The organism is Halomonas sp. BN3-1 (assembly GCF_003056325.1).
GTDB classification, from domain to species: Bacteria; Pseudomonadota; Gammaproteobacteria; order Pseudomonadales; family Halomonadaceae; genus Halomonas; species Halomonas litopenaei.
On record NZ_PYVV01000001.1, the window covers coordinates 472,737 to 491,080 of the forward strand.

Here is an 18,344-nt window from a genome sequence, read left to right on the forward strand (position 1 = left end):
CATGCAGAGCCCGCGTCAATTCGCAGGGAGGGTGGCATGGCAACACAAGTGGGCAGCAAGGATGACCCCGAGGAGAATCCCGCAGCCAGCGGGGCAAGGCGTACAGGGCCGAGACCGGTTTCGCTCTACGAGGCGATCGACGCGGAGGTCAGTCCTCCGCCCGGTCGGCTGAGCCCGAGAGGGCGACGATGGTTGATCAACGCCGAGGGCTGCCGGCTGATGCCCTATCTCGACCTGAGTGGAGCGCCCATCCACCACTGGCAGAAGGGGGCGACGATCGGTGTGGGCCATCTGATCATTCGACAGCAGTGGCCGCGGTTTGCCAACGGCATCGACAGGAACTGGGCGGAGTCACTGTTGCGCCAGGACCTGCAGCACGTGGAGCTTGGGGTGCTCGATCGCCTCGAGGCCTGTCGTCCCAGGGTGGGCGCGCGAGGTCTTCGTCAGCACCAGTTCGATGCCCTGGTGTTGCTGGCCTTCAATATCGGACTGGCGGCATTTTCAAACTCTTCACTGGTGGCCATGCTGTGTGATTCCCGTACGGTGACCCCATACGCGACGCTGGAACAGGCGTGGCTTGCCTGGAAGTACGCTGGCGGCGAGGTGATGCCAGGACTGGAGCGGCGTCGCGCCGAGGAGTGGCGCATCTTTAAAGAGGGTGACTACGGGCCTGACATCTAAGCAGGTTTTCTTGTAGCGAGCCCGCTAGAAGAGGTGCCCGAAGCGGGGTGGGGCAAGGAGTCAACTCTATCTTCAAGTCGGTGCATGCCCAGCCAGAAAAAGCTCGGTCGCGTAGCGTGCGCGGTGGTCTCTCGCCTCCAGTGTCAGCGAGGGTGGGCGCCCGACCAGCGAATCGAGCATCCATTCCCCGAGCACCATACCGGTAAACAAGCCGGCCGAGGTGCGCGGGTCCTTTACCACCAGCTTGCCGCGGGCATGCTGGTCGCGCAGGTAGTCGGCCAGTTCACGGCGGGTACGATCCGGGCCGTGATCGAGAAACAGTGCTCCCAGCTCCGGGGCGCGCTCGGCCTCGGCGGCGATGCCACGAATCAGTCGGATGTTGGCGTTTGGCAGCGCCAGGTCGATCAGGTCTCGGGCAAGCTCCTCCAGCACCTCTTGCGGCGGACGCTCGCCGGCCTGTCCCAGTCGACACCAGACACTGGACGCCTGGGCTTCCAGGGCCGCGGTGAATAGCCCCTCCTTGTTGCCGAACAGCTTGTAGAGGGTGCTTAGCGAGCCGCCCGCTCGGGCGACGATGTCATTGACGCTGGCGCCGGCGTAGCCCTTGTCCAGGAATACCTCGCGGGCGGCGGCCAGCAGCCGCTGGCGGCGGGCCTCGCCCTTCGGTGTAGAGCATGAATCTGCGGACGTCATCGTGGCTTTCCATCAATCCAGGAGGGGGCGATATCAGGCTGTCGGGACGATTGTAGTCTGCATTACACATCCATGTTTCAACGCCAGGTTGTACGGGGGCTGGCGACAGCGAGTGGGCGTGAGGCGTGATTCAGGTCTTGAACGAGAACAGTGCGAAGGCGCCGAGGCTTGCCACCAGCAGGAAACCCGCCAGGCCGATGCGGCCCCAGGGCAGCGAGGCGTTGCCCACATGCATCAGCTCAGGCTTGCGCGGTGAGTAGCGCACACGCACGACGCTGCCTACGGGGTAGTCGGCGATGTAGGCATCGGCGTCTTCCTGTCGGGTGAAGGAGGGAACGCCATCGAAGCCCGCGTTGTCGGATTGAATACGCCGACCGTCGATGGTGGCTTCGAAGCGCAGCACTGCCAGGTAACGCCTTTGCTGATCGTCTCGCTCGCGCTGGTGGCGCTGGGCTTCCGCCAGCCGGACCTCGGCGTGGGTCACGGTGGCCTCGGTAGTCGGCCAGCGGTTGACGTCGCGGACCTTGTACGCGCCGACGCCGGCGATGACGGCGCCGATCAGAGCGGCAAGGGAGACGATCAGCAGCGGATGAGGCATGGTGGTATTCCGAATGAGCCCATGAATGTCGAGGGCGAAGCAGGGGGCGCCGTCACGGGCGGTTCATGAGCCTCCTGGAAGGCGCAACTCCTGGAAAGCGCAACTCTTGGAAGGCGCAACAACGAGGAAAACACGATGACGATGATGGCGTCCCTGAAGCGTTGGATCAATGATGTGGCGCAGCAAGAGGATGCGTCGTCCAGGGTGGACCTGTCACTGGCCACGGCGGTGCTGCTGTGCGAGGTGATGCGTGCGGACTACCGACTGGATGACTGCGAGATCCATCTGATGCGCAGCCAGCTCAAGGAACAGTTCGAACTCGAGGACGAAGCGCTGGACGAGCTGATGACACTGGCTCGGGAAGAGGCCGAGGGTGCGGTGGATCATCACCGCTTCGTGCGCGAGTTGCGTGACCGCACCGGCTACCAGGATCGGGTCGCGCTGGTACAGCAGATGTGGGCGCTGGCGTTTGCCGACGGCGAGAAGGATGCCCTGGAGGAACACCGTATTCGCGCCCTGGCGGAGCTGTTGCACGTCAGCCACTCGGACTTCGTGCGCACCCGCATCGTCGAACAGAATCGCGCCGAGGGTGTGTAGCGAAAGTCTTGACGCTACAATAAGTTTTTCTGCATATGACGCCGTGGTCGCCATGGTTTTACTGGCGGTGGGCGGCATGTCCAGGTAATCACACGTCATCAGACGTTAGCAGGCGTTATAGGACAAGGAGGAAATGATGTCGCGCAAGATGGTGGTAGTGGGAGCCGGCATGGTCGGTGTGTCGGTGGCGTGGCATCTGAGACGCCGTGGCCACCAGGTCACACTTGTCGACCGCCGTGAGCCCGGTCGCGAGACCTCCTACGGCAACGCCGGCATCATCCAGCGCGAGGCGGTGCGTCCCTATGCCTTCCCGCGCGATCTGGCGACCTTGTTGCGGGTGGTACCCAATCGTCAGATCGACATCCGCTATCGGCCGGGCGCGATGTTCGCAAGCGCCGGGACGCTGCTCAAGTACTGGCAGAATTCTGCGCCCGCCCGCTACGAGCAGATCGTACCGGAGTACGCCTCGCTGATAGGCGGCTGCCTGGAGGCCCACTCGGCGATGATCGAAGCTTCCGGTGCCGACGCGCTGGTACGTCGCCAGGGCTGGCTCGAGGTCTATCGGAGCAGCAAGGCGCTGGGTGAGCGAGCGGCCCAGGCCGAGGTCGATGCCAAGCGCTTCGGCATCCGCTTCGACTACCTCGACAGCGAGGCGCTGGTGCGCCTTGAGCCGGATCTGGAGCCCGGACTTGCCGGGGCGATCCACTGGCTCGATCCCTGGACGGTGGCAAGTCCGGGTGATCTGGTGGCCGCCTACGCCAAGTCATTTTCCGATGATGGCGGTGAGATCATCCAGGCGGACGTCACCGATGTGCGCCGGCAGGGCGATACCTGGCGCATCGACACTTCGGGCGACACCCTGGAGGCAGATGGGCTGGTGATGGCGTTGGGTCCCTGGTCACAGGACTGGATGAAGGCCCTGGGTCTGTCGATCCCGCTGTTCGTCAAGCGTGGCTACCATATGCACTATGGTCAGTCGGATGGCGCCAGGCTGACCCACTGGGTGATGGACGCCGAGGTAGGCTATCTGCTGGCGCCCATGAGCAGCGGGATTCGCCTGACCACGGGGGCCGAGCTCGAGCGTCTTGATGCGCCGGCCCACCTGGAACAGCTGGAGGCAGCGGAGCAGCAGGCGCGCAAGCTGTTTCCGCTGGGGCAGCGTCTCGAGCCCACGCCATGGAAAGGCGCCAGACCCTGTACCCCGGACATGAAGCCGGTGATCGGTGGCGTACCCGGGCAGTCAGGCTTGTGGCTGGCCTGTGGCCACGGTCATCAGGGCTTCACCCTGGGCCCGGTGACCGGCAAGCTGCTGGCGCAGGTCATCGATGGCGAGCAGCCGGACATCGATATGGCGCCGTTCAGGGTAGACCGCTTCTGATCCCGCGCTGGCGCCGGCCCATGCCGGAAGTGCGTTAGCGCCGTCCCATGCTGGTAGTCCGGGGCCATGCCGCCTCTGCAAGGGGCGGTCTGGCGTGGCAGTCAGCGAGGGCGAAAGAGGTGGTGAAGCTGCGCGCAAGCTGCGTGCAAGCGCCGTTGTCGGCGGCGGCGGGGCTGGTCAGGCTGGGGCCAGTCGGTGACCAGACATCGGCCCCGTCATGATCTGAGGCCTTTATCAGGCCTCGTCGGCGTCACGACGGTGAAGGCCGGAGGCTGATTTACCGTCGTTCGAGGTATCGTTCAAGGTAGCGTTCGAGCTATTGGTCGAGCTATTGGTCGAAAGAGCAGGCTCGGCGCCGGATGACCCGCGGCGATCGGCCAGGGCGCGTGCCAGCAGCTTGATCAGCAGCGTCACCAGGAACACCAGCCAGCTGGCCGTCGCCAGTACATTGAACAGCAGCATCTTCTGGGCGCCGCTCATCGGTGTAATCAGATGGTCAATGCCGATGGCCAGCAGAAACGCCAGGTTCAGCGGCAGCGCCAGGATGTGCATCCACATCTCCGTGCGCCGCTTGCGGACGTGGTAGCGGCCCAGCATCACCCGCACCGGACGGTGAACGAAGCTCACCAGGATCATGCTGCCGAGCAGCAGCAGGGCGGCCAGGGCCGGCTCGGCGCTGCCGATATGCAGCGACACGCTGATCGACCAGTAAAGCATCAGCCACATCAGGCCTGCCAGGGTGGCGACGAGGTCGGCGTAGTGACGAACCTTGGGCATGTAACTCTCGCTAGGATATTTCTGTAATAAGTCTGCGCGCGGCCAGAGGCCCTGGGACTCGTCGGCTCGTTGACGGCGCCTTGACAACGTATCGCCCCGGACATCGATGGTAACGTGCCGCGACTCCTCGACGGTGCGGATCAGATCCGGGCGCATGTCCCTCGAATGATACGCGAAATCTCACCCCGTTTGGGCCATGAAACCTTGCCCTTTACGGTATACTGCGCCCGACCATGGATCACTCGACGACAGGATAACAAGTGACTGCGATTACCTTGACCCGGCCCGACGACTGGCACCTCCACCTGCGCGACGGCGTCGCTCTGGCCTCCGTGGTGGCCGATACCGCCCGCCAGATGGGCCGTGCGATCATCATGCCGAACCTCAAGCCGCCGGTGACCAATCTGGACCAGGCACTGGACTACCGCCAACGCATCTTGGCTGCCTTGCCTGCGGAAAGCCAGTTCGAACCGCTGATGACCCTCTATCTTACCGATCGCACCACTTCGGAAGACATCGAGACGGCCTGGGGCAGCGGCAAGGTGCAGGCGGTCAAGCTGTATCCGGCCGGGGCCACCACCAATTCCGACTCAGGCGTGACCGATCTGCGTCACTGCGAGGAAGCGGTAGCCACCATGGCACGGCTGGGGATGCCGTTGCTGGTGCATGGCGAGGTGACCGATCACGAGATCGACATCTTCGATCGCGAGGCGGTGTTCATCGAGCGGGTCATGAAGCCGCTGCTGTCCCGTCATCCTGATCTCAAGGTGGTGTTTGAGCATATTACCACCGCCGACGCGGCGCGCTTCGTGGCCGAGTCGCCGTCGAATATCGGCGCGACCATCACCGCTCATCACCTGCTCTACAACCGCAACCACATGCTGGTGGGCGGGATTCGCCCGCATTACTATTGCCTGCCGATCCTCAAGCGCGAGCGTCATCGCGAGGCGCTGATCGAGGCGGCGACCTCGGGCGACAAGAGCTTCTTCCTCGGCACCGACAGCGCGCCCCATGCCCGTCACGACAAGGAAAGTGACTGTGGCTGTGCCGGCGCCTATACCGCGCTGACGGCCATCGAGCTGTACGCCACCGCCTTTGAACAGGCCGGCGCGCTGGATCGGCTGGAAGGGTTCGCCAGTCACCACGGTCCCGACTTCTATGGTCTGCCGCGCAACAGCGACTCGATCACCCTGGACAAGGTCGAGTGGCAGGTACCGGCAGAACTGCCGTTTGGCGAAGGCAAGACGCTGGTACCGCTGCGTGCCGGTGAAACTCTGGGCTGGAAGATGCGCCAGGACTGACAGACCTGATGCGATGACCTGATGCGATGACCTGACGTGGCGACCTCGAGCCGCGGCCTGGTACCCGGACCTCATACTCGGATGAGATGTTCTGGACGGTAATCTGCTTTAGCTAGCCCTGATGATATGACTCAGGGTTTCTTGACCACGAAAACGGTGCGCCCCAAAAGGGCGCGCCGTTTTCGTATCTGGCGCCTGGGCAGCGCCGAGGTGCGGGCGAGGGGAATGCCAGGGAAGGCGGCTCTGTATTGGAGGAGGGCTCGACAAGGACTGACGTGAAGTATCAAAGGGGTAGCGCAGAGGCATGGGAAAGTTAGGCCATTGGATTAGAGGTAGGTCATTGTCCTCTAGTACAGTATTGACCTATACCCCATGCATGTAATGTGCGCATAAGCACAGTTTTGTTGCTGCCGGACTAGGTTTGTCATCCCTTTGTTCACAAGGCCTAGGTCTGTCATCCAAAAAAGAGAGACGCGCCCCTATGATCATCGCCATCGTCGTACAAGTTACCGGCCAAGCCTGGGCCAGAGATGCGGAAGGCAATCTGAGGCCCCTGGCCGAGGGCGACCGCCTGACTGAGGGCGAGGTGGTGATCTCCGAAACCGGCGCTCGAGTGAACCTCGTGCAACCCGACGGCACCCGCCTGGCGCAGCTCGGTGGCGAAGTCGAGGTGGCGATTAGCGAGGCGATCAACGAGCAAGGGTCGGCCGATGACGAGGTGATAGAAGACGCCGAGGTCGCCAGGGTCCTGGCGCTGCTCGAAGAGGGCGAAGGAGATCTGCTCGAGGCGTTGGAAGCTCCTGCCGCTGGCTCCGCGGGGGGCGCCGGCGTCGAGGGCGGGCACGATTTCGTGCGTCTTTTGCGTATCGTCGAGGAAGTGTCGCCGCTGTCGTTCGAGTACGGCTATCAGCGCGAGGCCTACGACGTTCAGGAGCAGGATGGCGGGACCGCGGCCGATGAGGACGAGTCCGTCACCCTGACGGGGCTCGATGGGCCTGCGGGAGCAGCAGGCAGCGCCGATATCGGCTTTTCCTCTGCCGAACAGACCGTCAGTGAGGCAGGACTTCCTGGCGGTAGTGCATCAGGCACCGCCGCGACATCAGCGAGTGGCAGTTTTGGTGTATCCGCTCCCGATGGCCTGTCGTTCATTACCGTTGGCGGCAGTGGTCCGATCAGCTTGGATCGGCTCAATGGCCTGTCCGGCAATCCGCTGACCATCGAGACGCCCCTGGGCAGCCTGACGCTGACAAGCTATAGCGGCGATGACACCGGTGGTAGCGTTGCCTACACCTACGATCTGACCGACAACGTCGACAACGATAGCGTCGATGGCGCAACCGACGATGGCGTGGTCGACAGCATCGAGATTAGTGCTGTCGACAGCGATGGCAGTACTACCAGTGGCGCTCTGGATATTGCGATTCTCGACGATGCGCCCGAGGCGGTGGATGATGCCACCACGACCGGCGAGGACACAGCGGTCACCTACAACGTGCTGGTCAATACCGACGGCACCAGCGATGTACAGGGCGCGGACGGTGCCAGTGTCACCGACGCGAGCTTGCGAAATCCGAGCCAGGGCAGTGTGAGCTTCGACAGCGACACCGGTGAGGTGACCTTCACCCCGGCGGCGGGCTTCGAGGGCGACGCGGTCATCGACTACACCATCACCGATGCCGATGGCGACACCAGCGACGCGGTATTCACCGTGACGGTGGCGGCGGACTCCACGCCCACCGTCAGCGTGCCGGACGATTCCCCCGAGTCCGAGGGCGGTCAGTTCAGCGTCAGCGAAGCCGGATTGCCGGGCGGTAGCGCGGCAGGCGACGGCAGCCAGTCCACCGGCGGTAGTCTGACGATCACCACCGGCGGCGACACCCTGACCTCGTTGGTGATCAACGGCCAGAACGTGACGGGCGGCGGCACGGTCGAAGGCGACTACGGCACCCTGAGCATCAGTGTGTCTGACGCTGGGGAGTTCAGCTGGAACTATACCCTGGACGGCAGCACCCAGGATCACACCAGCCAGGGCACCGGCAGCGACGATCTGGCGGATCTGTTCGCCATCGTCGTCACCGACAGCGATGGCGACGAGGCTTCGACCAGTCTGACCATCGACGTCAACGACGATGTGCCTGTGGCCGTGGACGACGCCACCAACACCGGCGAAGACACCCCTGTCACCTACAACGTGCTGGTCAATACAGACGGTACCAGCGACACCCAGGGCGTGGACGGTGCCAGTGTCAGCGGCGCGAGCCTGCGTGATCCGAGTCAGGGTAGCGTGAGCTTCGACAGCGACACCGGTGAGGTGACCTTCACCCCGGCTGCAGGCTTCGAGGGCGACGCGGTCATCGACTACACCATCCGCGACGCCGATGGCGACACCAGCGACGCGGTGTTCACCGTCACCGTGGCGGCGGACTCCACGCCGACCGTCAGCGTGCCGGACGAATCCCCCGATGCCGAAGGTGGTCAGTTCAGCGTCAGCGAAGCCGGTTTGCCGGGCGGTAGCGCGGCAGGCGACGGCAGCCAGTCCACCGGCGGTAGTCTGCCGATCACCACCGGCGGCGACAGCCTGGCCTCGCTGGTGATCAACGGCCAGAACGTGACGGGCGGCGGCACGGTCGAAGGCGACTACGGCACCCTGAGTGTCAGTGTGTCTGACGGTGAGTACAGCTGGAACTATACCCTGGACGGCAGCACCCAGGACCACACCAGCCAGGGCACCGGCAGCGACGACCTGGCGGATCTGTTCGCCATCGTCGTTACCGACAGCGATGGCGACGAGGCTTCGACCAGTCTGACCATCGATGTCAACGACGATGTGCCTGTGGCCGTGGACGACGCCACCAACACTGGCGAAGACACCCCCGTCACCTACAACGTCCTGGTCAATACAGACGGCACCAGCGACACTCAGGGCGTGGACGGTGCCAGTGTCAGCGACGCCACCCTGCGTGATTCGAGCCAGGGCAGCGTGAGCTTCGACAGCGACACCGGTGAGGTGACCTTCACCCCGGCGGACGGCTTCGAGGGCGATGCGGTCATCGACTACACCATCCGCGACGCCGATGGCGACACCAGCGACGCGGTGTTCACCGTCACCGTGGCGGCGGATTCCACGCCCTCCGTCAGTGTGCCGGACGAATCCCCCGATGCCGAAGGTGGTCAGTTCAGCGTCAGCGAGGCGGGCCTCGCGGGCGGCAGCGCGGCGGGCGACGGCAGCCAGACCACCGGCGGCAGTCTGCCGATCACCACAGGCGGCGACAGCCTGGCCTCGTTGGTGATCAACGGCCAGAACGTGACGGGCGGCGGCACGGTCGAAGGCGACTACGGCACCCTGAACGTTAGCGTCTCTGACGGCGAGTACAGCTGGAGCTACACCCTGGATGGCAGCACCCAGGACCACACCAGCCAGGGCTCCGCCAGCGACGATCTGGCGGATCAGTTCGCCATCGTCGTTACCGACAGCGATGGCGACGAGGCTTCGACCAGTCTGACCATCGACGTCAACGACGATGTGCCGAAGGCTCGTGATGACAGCGACACCATTGCCGAGGAGACCGCTTCCGTTTCCGGCAATGTGCTGTCCAACGATACCACCGGCGCCGACACCACCGATGCCGATCCGGCAAGCGTAGCACTGGACGCCGCGACGGGCGCCGGCCAGTACGGCATGCTGACGCTCAACAGCGACGGCAGCTACACCTACCAGCTCGACAACGACGATCCGCGGGTGCAGGCACTCAGCGGCAAGGAAACCCTCACCGAGACCTTTGCCTACACCCTGACCGACGCCGATGGCGACACCTCACCGGCGACGCTGACCATCACGGTGACCGGCACCGACGACGGCGTCAGCCTCTCTGGCCTGGCGAGCGAAGGCAGCGACGTTTCTGTCAGCGAAGCGAATCTGGAAGAGGGCTCCGCGGCGGATGCTGCGGCTCTGACCCAGCCTGGCAACTTTACGTTCGCCAGCGTTGATGGCGTGGCCAGCGTACAGGTGGGCAACCAGTCGTTGACCCTGGCCCAGCTGCAGGGGTTGTCCGCCGATAGTCCGGTGGTGGTCGATACCGAATACGGCAGCCTTAGCCTGACCGGCTTTACACCGTCGGATAGTGCCAACCCGGCCGCCGGCGGCAGCGTGAGCTACAGCTACACCCTGGACACCCGCGTCGACAACGACAGCCAGGCTGACGCGACGGATGCCGGCTTTACCGAGACGGTGGCCCTGGTGGTCACCGACGATGACGGCAGTGCGGCCAACGGCAGCCTCAGCATCGCCATCGCCGACGATAGCCCGTCCGCGAGTAACGACAGCGACACCATTGCCGAGGAGACCGCTTCTGTTTCCGGCAATGTGCTGTCCAACGACACCACCGGCGCCGACACCACCGATGCCGATCCGGCTAGCGTGGCACTGGACGCCGCGACGGGCGCCGGCGAGTACGGCACGCTGACGCTCAACAGCGACGGCAGCTACACCTACCAGCTCGACAACGACGATCCGCGGGTACAGGCGCTTAGCGGCAAGGAAACCCTGACCGAGACCTTTGCCTACACCCTGACTGATGCCGATGGGGACACCTCACCGGCGACGCTGACCATCACCGTCACGGGGACCGACGACGGCGTCAGCCTTTCGGGCCTGGCGAGCGAAGGCAGCGACGTAGCGGTCAGCGAAGCGAACCTCGCTGGCGGCAGCGATGCCGACAGCAGCGCACTGACCCAGCCTGGCAACTTCACGTTCGCCAGCGTTGATGGCGTGGCCAGCGTGCAGGTGGGCAACCAGACGCTGAGTCTGGCGCAGCTGCAGGGCCTGACCGCCGATAGCCCGGTGGTGGTCGATACCGAATACGGCAGCCTTAGACTGACTGGCTTTGCGGGAGACGCCGCCGGCGGCACCGTGAGCTACAGCTACACCCTGGACACCCGCGTCGATAACGACAGCCAGGCTGACGCCACGGATGCCGGCTTCACCGAGACGGTGGCCCTGGTGGTCACCGACGATGACGGCAGTGCAGCCAACGGTAGCCTCAGCATCGCGATCGCTGATGACGGCCCGACCATCGAGTTCGTCGAAGTGCCGGCCAGCGTGGTCGAAGGCCAGAGTGTAGATGGTACCTGGACCACCGACGCCGGTGCCGATGGCGCCACCGTCAGTGTGACGGTGGCAGGCGAGACCAAGCCGCTGGGGGATGCCAGTGATGCAACGGTCAGCTTCACCACCGACGAAGGCACTCTAACCGTCGGTCGTGACGGCAGCTGGACCTTCGAGGCCAACGACAACCAGGTGCAGGACAGCACCGGCACTCCGTCGATCGGCTTCACCATTGCCACCGTCGACAGCGATGGCGACACCGCCACCGACAGTCACAGCGTCACCATTACCGACGGTAGCGGTCCGAGCGTTTCGGTCACCGACAGTGATCCGGCCTCGACTCAGGCCAGCCTGGCGCTGGATGATGCCGAGACCGAAGGGGCTGCGTCGGATACCGACGTGGCGAGCCTGACCTTTACCGCCGGCAGCGACGCCATCACCTCGATCGCCTTTGGCGACATCGATGGTATTCAGGTCGACGGCCTGAATGGCAAGCTGATCTGGAGCACCAACGACGCCGGTGATCTGGAAGGGCGCACAGAGGCAGACGGCGACGCCGTCCTGACCCTGACGCTGAGTCCGGCGGTTGACGCGAATAACCCGATCGCCGCAGGCGAGGAGCAGGTGGTCACCGTGACCGCGACCCTGGCCGAGAGTCTGGCCCACGCGGTCGACGCCGATAGCCTGTCGATCACCGGCATCAGCGTGGTCGGCACCGACACCGACGGCACCAGTACCAAGGCGGGTGTCTCGGTCAGCGTGGCCGACGATCAGCCGACCCTCGAGATCGCCGATACCGCCGAGACCGTGGTCGAAGGCCAGAGTGCCACCGGCACCTGGACCACCGACGCCGGTGCCGATGGCGCCACCGTCAGCGTGACAGCGGCAGGCGAAACCAAGCCGCTGGGCGATGGCGATAGCGTCAGCTTCAAGCTCGCCGAAGGCACCCTAACCGTCGGTCGCGACGGCACCTGGACCTTTGATGCGAAGGACAATCTTGACCAGGGCACCAGCCCGTCGATCGATTTCACCATCGCCACCGAAGACAGCGACGGCGACACCGCCACCGACAGTCACAGCGTCACCATTACCGACGGTAGCGGCCCGAGCGTTTCGGTCACCGGCAGCGATCCGGCCTCGACCCAGGCCAGCCTGGCACTGGATGACGCCGAGACCGAAGGCGCCGCCTCGGATACCGATGTAGCCAGCCTGACCTTTACCGCCGGCAGCGACGCCATCACCTCGATCGGTTTTGGTGACACCGCCGACATCAGCGTCACCGGCCTGAATGGCGAGCTGAGCTGGAGCACCAACAACGCCGGTGAGCTGGAAGGCCGCACCGAGGCCGACGGCGACGCCGTCCTGACCCTGACCCTGAGCTCTTCTGGTCCTGTGGCCGCTGGCGAGGAGCAGGTGGTCACCGTGACCGCGACCCTGGCCGAGAGTCTGGCCCACGCGGTCGACGCCGATAGCCTGTCGATCACCGGCATCAGTGTGGTCGGCACCGATACTGACGGCACCAGCACCGAGGCGAGCGTCTCGGTCAACGTGGCCGACGATCAGCCGACCCTCGAGATCGCCGATACCGCCGAGACCGTGGTCGAAGGCCAGAGTGCCAACGGCACCTGGACCACCGACGCCGGTGCCGATGGCGCTACCGTCAGTGTGACGGTGGCAGGCGAGACCAAGCCGCTGGGTGATGCCAGTGATGCAACGGTCAGCTTCACCACCGACGAAGGTACCCTGACCGTCGGTCGCGACGGCAGCTGGACCTTTGAGGCCAACGACAACCAGGTGCAGAACAGCACCGGTAGTCCGTCGATCGACTTCACCATCGCCACCGAAGATAGCGACGGCGATACCGCCACCGACAGCCATACCGTCACCATTACGGACGGTAGCGGGCCGAGCGTTTCGGTCACCGGCAGCGATCCGGCCAGCAGCAATGCGTCCGTTTCCTTGCAGGATGCCGACACCGAAGGCGCGGCGTCCGACAGCGACGTGGCCAGCCTGACCTTTACCGCCGGCAGCGATGCCATCACCTCGATCGCCTTTGGTGACACCGCCGACATCAGCGTCACCGGCCTGGATGGCGAACTGATCTGGAGCGTCAACAACGCCGGTGAGCTGGAAGGCCGCACCGAGGCCGGCGGTGACGCTGTCCTGACCTTGACCCTGAGCTCTTCTGGTCCTGTGGCCGCGGGCGAGGAGCAGGTGGTCACCGTGACCGCGATCCTGGCCGAGAGTCTGTCCCACGCGGTCGACGCCGATAGCCTGTCGATCACCGGCATCAGCGTGGTCGGCACCGACACCGACGGCACCAGCACGACGGCAACCGTGGGTGTGAGCGTGGCTGACGATCAGCCGACCCTCGAGATCGCCGATACCGCCGAGACCGTGGTCGAAGGCCAGAGTGCCAACGGCACCTGGAGCACCGACGCCGGTGCCGATGGTGCCACGGTGACCGTGACCGCCGGCGGCGTCGACAAGGTGCTGGGCGACGGTGCTACCGATACCGTGACCTTCGATCTTGATGAAGGCACCCTGACCGTCGGTCGCGACGGCTCTTGGACCTTCGAAGCCAAGGACAACCTCGACCAGGGCAACAGCCCGTCGATCGACTTCACCATCGCCACCGTCGACAGCGATGGCGACACCGCCACCGACAGCCATACCGTCACCATCACCGACGGTAGCGGGCCGAGCGTTTCGGTCACCGGCAGCGACCCGGCCAGCAGCAATGCGTCCGTTTCCTTGCAGGATGCCGACACCGAAGGCACCGCCTCGGATACCGACGTGGCGAGCCTGACCTTTACCGCCGGTAGCGACGCCATCACCTCGATCGGTTTTGGTGACACCGACGGTATTCAGGTCGACGGCCTGAATGGCGAGCTGATCTGGCGCACCAACGATGCCGGCGAGCTGGAAGGCCGCACCGAGGCCGGCGGTGACGCCGTCCTGACCCTGACCCTGAGTTCTTCTGGTCCTGTGGCCGCGGGCGAAAGTCAGGTGGTCATCGTGACCGCGACCCTGGCCGAGAGTCTGGCCCACGCGGTCGACGCCGATAACTTGTCGATCACCGGCATCAGTGTGGTCGGCACCGATACTGACGGCACCAGCACCGAGGCGAGCGTCTCGGTCAGCGTGGCCGATGATCAGCCGACCCTCGAGATCGCCGATACCGCCGAGACCGTGGTCGAAGGCCAGAGTGCCAACGGCACCTGGACCACCGACGCCGGTGCTGATGGGGCGACCGTCAGTGTGACGGTGGCAGGTGAGACCAAGCCGCTGGGGGATGCCAGTGATGCAACGGTTAGCTTCACCACCGACGAAGGCACCCTGACCGTCGGTCGTGACGGTACCTGGACCTTTGACGCCAACGACAACCAGGTGCAGGACAGCACCGGCACTCCGTCGATCGGCTTCACCATTGCCACCGTCGACAGCGATGGCGACACCGCCACCGACAGTCACACCGTCACCATTACCGACGGTAGCGGTCCGAGCGTTTCGGTCACCGACAGCGATCCGGCCTCGACCCAGGCCAGCCTTGCGCTGGATGATGCCGAGACCGAAGGTGCTGCGTCCGACAGCGATGTAGCCAGCCTGACCTTTACCGCCGGCAGCGACGCCATCACCTCGATCGGTTTTGGTGACACCGCCGACATCAGCGTCACCGGCCTGAATGGCGAGCTGATCTGGAGCACCAACGACGCCGGTGAGCTGGAAGGGCGCACCGAGGCCGACGGTGACGCCGTCCTGACCCTGACCCTGAGCTCTTCTGGTCCTGTGGCCGCGGGCGAAAGTCAGGTGGTCACCGTGACGGCGACCCTGGCCGAGAGTCTGTCCCACGCGGTCGACGCCGATAGCCTGTCGATTACCGGCATCAGTGTGGTTGGCACCGATACTGACGGCACCAGCACCGAGGCAAGTGTCTCGGTCAGCGTGGCCGATGATCAGCCAACCCTCGAGATCGCCGATACCGCCGAGACCGTGGTCGAGGGCGAGAGCGCCAACGGTACCTGGAGCACCGACGCCGGTGCCGATGGCGCCACCGTCAGCGTAAGGGTGGCGGGCGAGACCAAGCCGCTGGGCGAAGCCAGTGATGCAACGGTCAGCTTCACCACCGACGAAGGCACTCTGACCGTCGGTCGCGACGGCAGCTGGACCTTTGACGCCAACGACAACCAGGTACAGAACAGCACCGGCACTCCGTCGATCGGCTTCACCATCGCCACCGAAGACAGCGATGGCGACACCGCCACCGATAGCCATACCGTCACCATCACCGACGGTAGCGGCCCGAGCGTTTCGGTCACCGACAGCGATCCGGCCTCGACCCAGGCCAGCCTGGCACTGGATGACGCCGAGACCGAAGGAGCCGCCTCGGATACCGACGTGGCGAGCCTGACCTTTACCGCCGGCAGCGACGCCATCACCTCGATCGGCTTTGGCAATATCGGTGCCGATGACAGCGTCACGGGCATCAGCGTCCAGGGCCTGGCGGCTGGTGAGTCCTTGGTCTGGAGCGCAAACGACGCCGGTGAGCTGGAAGGGCGTACCGAGGCCGGCGGTGACGCCGTCCTGACCCTGACCCTGAGTCCGGCGGTTGACGCGAATAACCCAATCGCCGCGGGCGAGGAGCAGGTCGTCACCGTGACCGCGACCCTGGCCGATAGCCTGGCCCACGCGGTCGACGCCGATAGCCTGTTGATCACCGGCATCAGCGTGGTCGGCACCGACACCGACGGTACCAGTACCGAGGCAAGCGTCTCGGTCAGCGTGGCCGACGATCAGCCGACCATCGAGATCGCGGATACCGCGGAGACCGTGGTCGAGGGCCAGAGTGCCAACGGCACCTGGACCACCGACGCCGGTGCCGATGGTGCCACCGTCAGCGTGACAGCGGCAGGCGAGACCAAGCCGCTGGGCGATGGCGATAGCGTCAGCTTCGATCTCGCCGAAGGCACCCTGACCGTCGGTCGCGACAGTACCTGGACCTTCGAGGCCAAGGACAACCTCGACCAGGGCAACAGCCCGTCGATCGACTTCACCATCACCACCGAAGACAGCGATGGCGACACCGCCACCGATAGCCACACCGTTACCATCACCGACGGCACCGGCCCGAGCGTTTCGGTCACCGGCAGCGACCCGGCCTCGACCCAGGCTAGCCTCGCGCTGGATGACGCCGAGACCGAAGGCGCCGCCTCGGATACCGATGTAGCTAGCCTGACCTTTACCGCCGGTAGCGACGCCATCACCTCGATCGCCTTTGGCGACACCGCCGACATCAGCGTCACCGGCCTGGATGGCGAACTGATCTGGAGCACCAACAACGCCGGTGAGCTGGAAGGCCGCACAGAGGCCGGCGGTGACGCTGTCCTGACCCTGGCCCTGAGCCCGGCGGTTGACGCGAACAACCCGATCGCTGCCGGTGCTCAGCAGGTCGTCACCGTGACCGCGACCCTGGCCGAGAGCCTGGCCCACGCGGTCGACGCCGATAACTTGTCGATCACCGGCATCAGTGTGGTCGGCACCGACACCGATGGCACCAGCACGACGGCGACCGTGGGTGTGAGCGTGGCCGACGATCAGCCGACCCTCGAGATCGCCGATACCGCCGAAACTGTGGTCGAAGGCGAGAGCGCCAACGGCACCTGGACCACCGACGCCGGTGCCGATGGGGCGACCGTCAGCGTAACGGTGGCGGGCGAGACCAAGCCGCTGGGTGATGCCAGTGATGCAACGGTCAGCTTTACCACTGACCAAGGCACCCTGACCGTCGGTCGCGACGGTACCTGGACCTTTGAGGCCAAGGACAACCTCGACCAGGGCACCAGCCCGTCGATCGACTTCACCATCGCCACCGAAGACAGCGATGGCGACACCGCCACCGACAGTCACACCGTCACCATTACCGACGGCAGCGGCCCGAGTGTTTCGGTCACCGGCAGCGACCCGGCCAGCAGCAATGCGTCCGTTTCCTTGCAGGATGCCGACACCGAAGGCACCGCCTCGGATACCGACGTGGCGAGCCTGACCTTTACCGCCGGCAGCGACGCCATCACCTCGATCGCCTTTGGTGACACCGACGGTATTCAGGTCACCGGCCTGGATGGCGAGCTGATCTGGCGCACCAACGATGCCGGTGAGCTGGAAGGGCGCACCGAGGCCGACGGTGACGCCGTCCTGACCCTGACCCTGAGCCCGGCGGTTGACGCGAACAACCCGATCGCTGCCGGTACTCAGCAGGTCGTCACCGTGACCGCGACCCTGGCCGAGAGCCTGGCCCACGCGGTCGACGCCGATAGCCTGTCGATCACCGGCATCAGTGTGGTCGGCACCGACACCGACGGCACCAGCACCGAGGCAAGCGTCTCGGTCAGCGTGGCCGACGATCAGCCGACCCTCGAGATCGCGGATACCGCCGAGACCGTGGTCGAAGGCCAGAGTGCCAACGGCACCTGGACCACCGACGCCGGAGCTGATGGGGCGACCGTCAGTGTGACGGTGGCAGGTGAGACCAAGCCGCTGGGGGATGCCAGTGATGCAACGGTTAGCTTCACCACCGACGAAGGCACCCTGACCGTCGGTCGTGACGGTACCTGGACCTTTGACGCCAACGACAACCAGGTACAGAACAGCGCTGGCAATCCGTCGATCGGCTTCACCATCGCCACCGAAGACAGCGATGGCGATACCGCCACCGACAGTCACACAGTCACCATCACCGACGGTAGCGGCCCGAGTGTTTCGGTCACTGACAGCGATCCGGCCAGCAGCAATGCGTCCGTTTCCCTGCAGGATGCCGACATCGAAGGCGCGGCGACCGACAGCGACGTGGCCAGTCTGACCTTTACCGCCGGCAGCGACGCCATCACCTCGATCGCCTTTGGTGACACCGCCGACATCAGCGTCACCGGCCTGGATGGCGAGCTGATCTGGAGCGTCAACGTCGCCGGTGAGCTGGAAGGCCGCACCGAGGCCGGCGGTGACGCTGTCCTGACCTTGACCCTGAGCTCTTCTGGTCCTGTGGCCGCGGGCGAGGAGCAGGTTGTCACCGTGACCGCGATCCTGGCCGAGAGCCTGGCCCACGCGGTCGACGCCGATAGCCTGTCGATCACCGGCATCAGCGTGGTCGGCACCGACACCGATGGCACCAGCACGACGGCGACCGTGGGTGTGAGCGTGGCCGACGACTCAGCCGACTAA

At 65.0% G+C, this 18,344-nt stretch carries 8 protein-coding genes; 5 read left to right on the plus strand and 3 right to left on the minus strand.

What is annotated here, in order from left to right; genetic code table 11:
- Nucleotides 1-36 precede the first annotated feature (36 nt).
- Complete coding sequence (locus C9F12_RS02045) at nucleotides 37-681, plus strand: lysozyme (protein WP_162816368.1); 645 nt, start codon at nucleotides 37-39, stop codon at nucleotides 679-681.
- 72 nt (nucleotides 682-753) lie between these two features.
- On the opposite strand, the gene C9F12_RS02050 is transcribed toward C9F12_RS02045, so the two are convergent.
- Both C9F12_RS02050 and C9F12_RS02055 read right to left on the minus strand, forming a co-directional pair.
- Entirely contained in the window at nucleotides 754-1,374 is a 621-nt protein-coding gene (locus tag C9F12_RS02050; protein ID WP_045993008.1) for a TetR/AcrR family transcriptional regulator, read from the minus strand.
- A gap of 130 nt (nucleotides 1,375-1,504) precedes the next feature.
- Nucleotides 1,505-1,972: a DUF3592 domain-containing protein gene (locus C9F12_RS02055; protein WP_108447804.1), complete on the minus strand. Its 468-nt coding sequence runs from the start codon at nucleotides 1,970-1,972 to the stop codon at nucleotides 1,505-1,507.
- A gap of 135 nt (nucleotides 1,973-2,107) precedes the next feature.
- On the opposite strand from C9F12_RS02055, the gene C9F12_RS02060 reads away from it, so the two are divergent.
- Nucleotides 2,108-2,569 carry a TerB family tellurite resistance protein gene (locus tag C9F12_RS02060; protein ID WP_240184138.1) on the plus strand — a complete coding sequence of 154 codons (462 nt, stop codon included), beginning with the start codon at nucleotides 2,108-2,110 and terminating at the stop codon, nucleotides 2,567-2,569.
- A gap of 136 nt (nucleotides 2,570-2,705) precedes the next feature.
- Nucleotides 2,706-3,947, plus strand: a complete 1,242-nt coding sequence (locus C9F12_RS02065) for an FAD-dependent oxidoreductase (protein ID WP_108447805.1) — start codon at nucleotides 2,706-2,708, stop codon at nucleotides 3,945-3,947.
- A gap of 234 nt (nucleotides 3,948-4,181) precedes the next feature.
- On the opposite strand, the gene C9F12_RS02070 is transcribed toward C9F12_RS02065, so the two are convergent.
- Nucleotides 4,182-4,724 carry a hypothetical protein gene (locus C9F12_RS02070; protein ID WP_345840254.1) on the minus strand — a complete coding sequence of 181 codons (543 nt, stop codon included), beginning with the start codon at nucleotides 4,722-4,724 and terminating at the stop codon, nucleotides 4,182-4,184.
- A 260-nt stretch (nucleotides 4,725-4,984) separates the two neighbouring features.
- Between C9F12_RS02070 and pyrC the strand changes: the two genes are divergently transcribed.
- Both pyrC and C9F12_RS02080 read left to right on the plus strand, forming a co-directional pair.
- The gene (pyrC, locus tag C9F12_RS02075) at nucleotides 4,985-6,025 is read left to right on the plus strand and encodes a dihydroorotase (protein ID WP_045993004.1); all 1,041 of its coding nucleotides are present in this window, start codon (nucleotides 4,985-4,987) and stop codon (nucleotides 6,023-6,025) included.
- Between the two features lie 481 nt (nucleotides 6,026-6,506).
- Nucleotides 6,507-18,344, plus strand: coding sequence for a VCBS domain-containing protein (locus C9F12_RS02080; protein ID WP_108447806.1), 11,838 nt, complete (start codon nucleotides 6,507-6,509; stop codon nucleotides 18,342-18,344).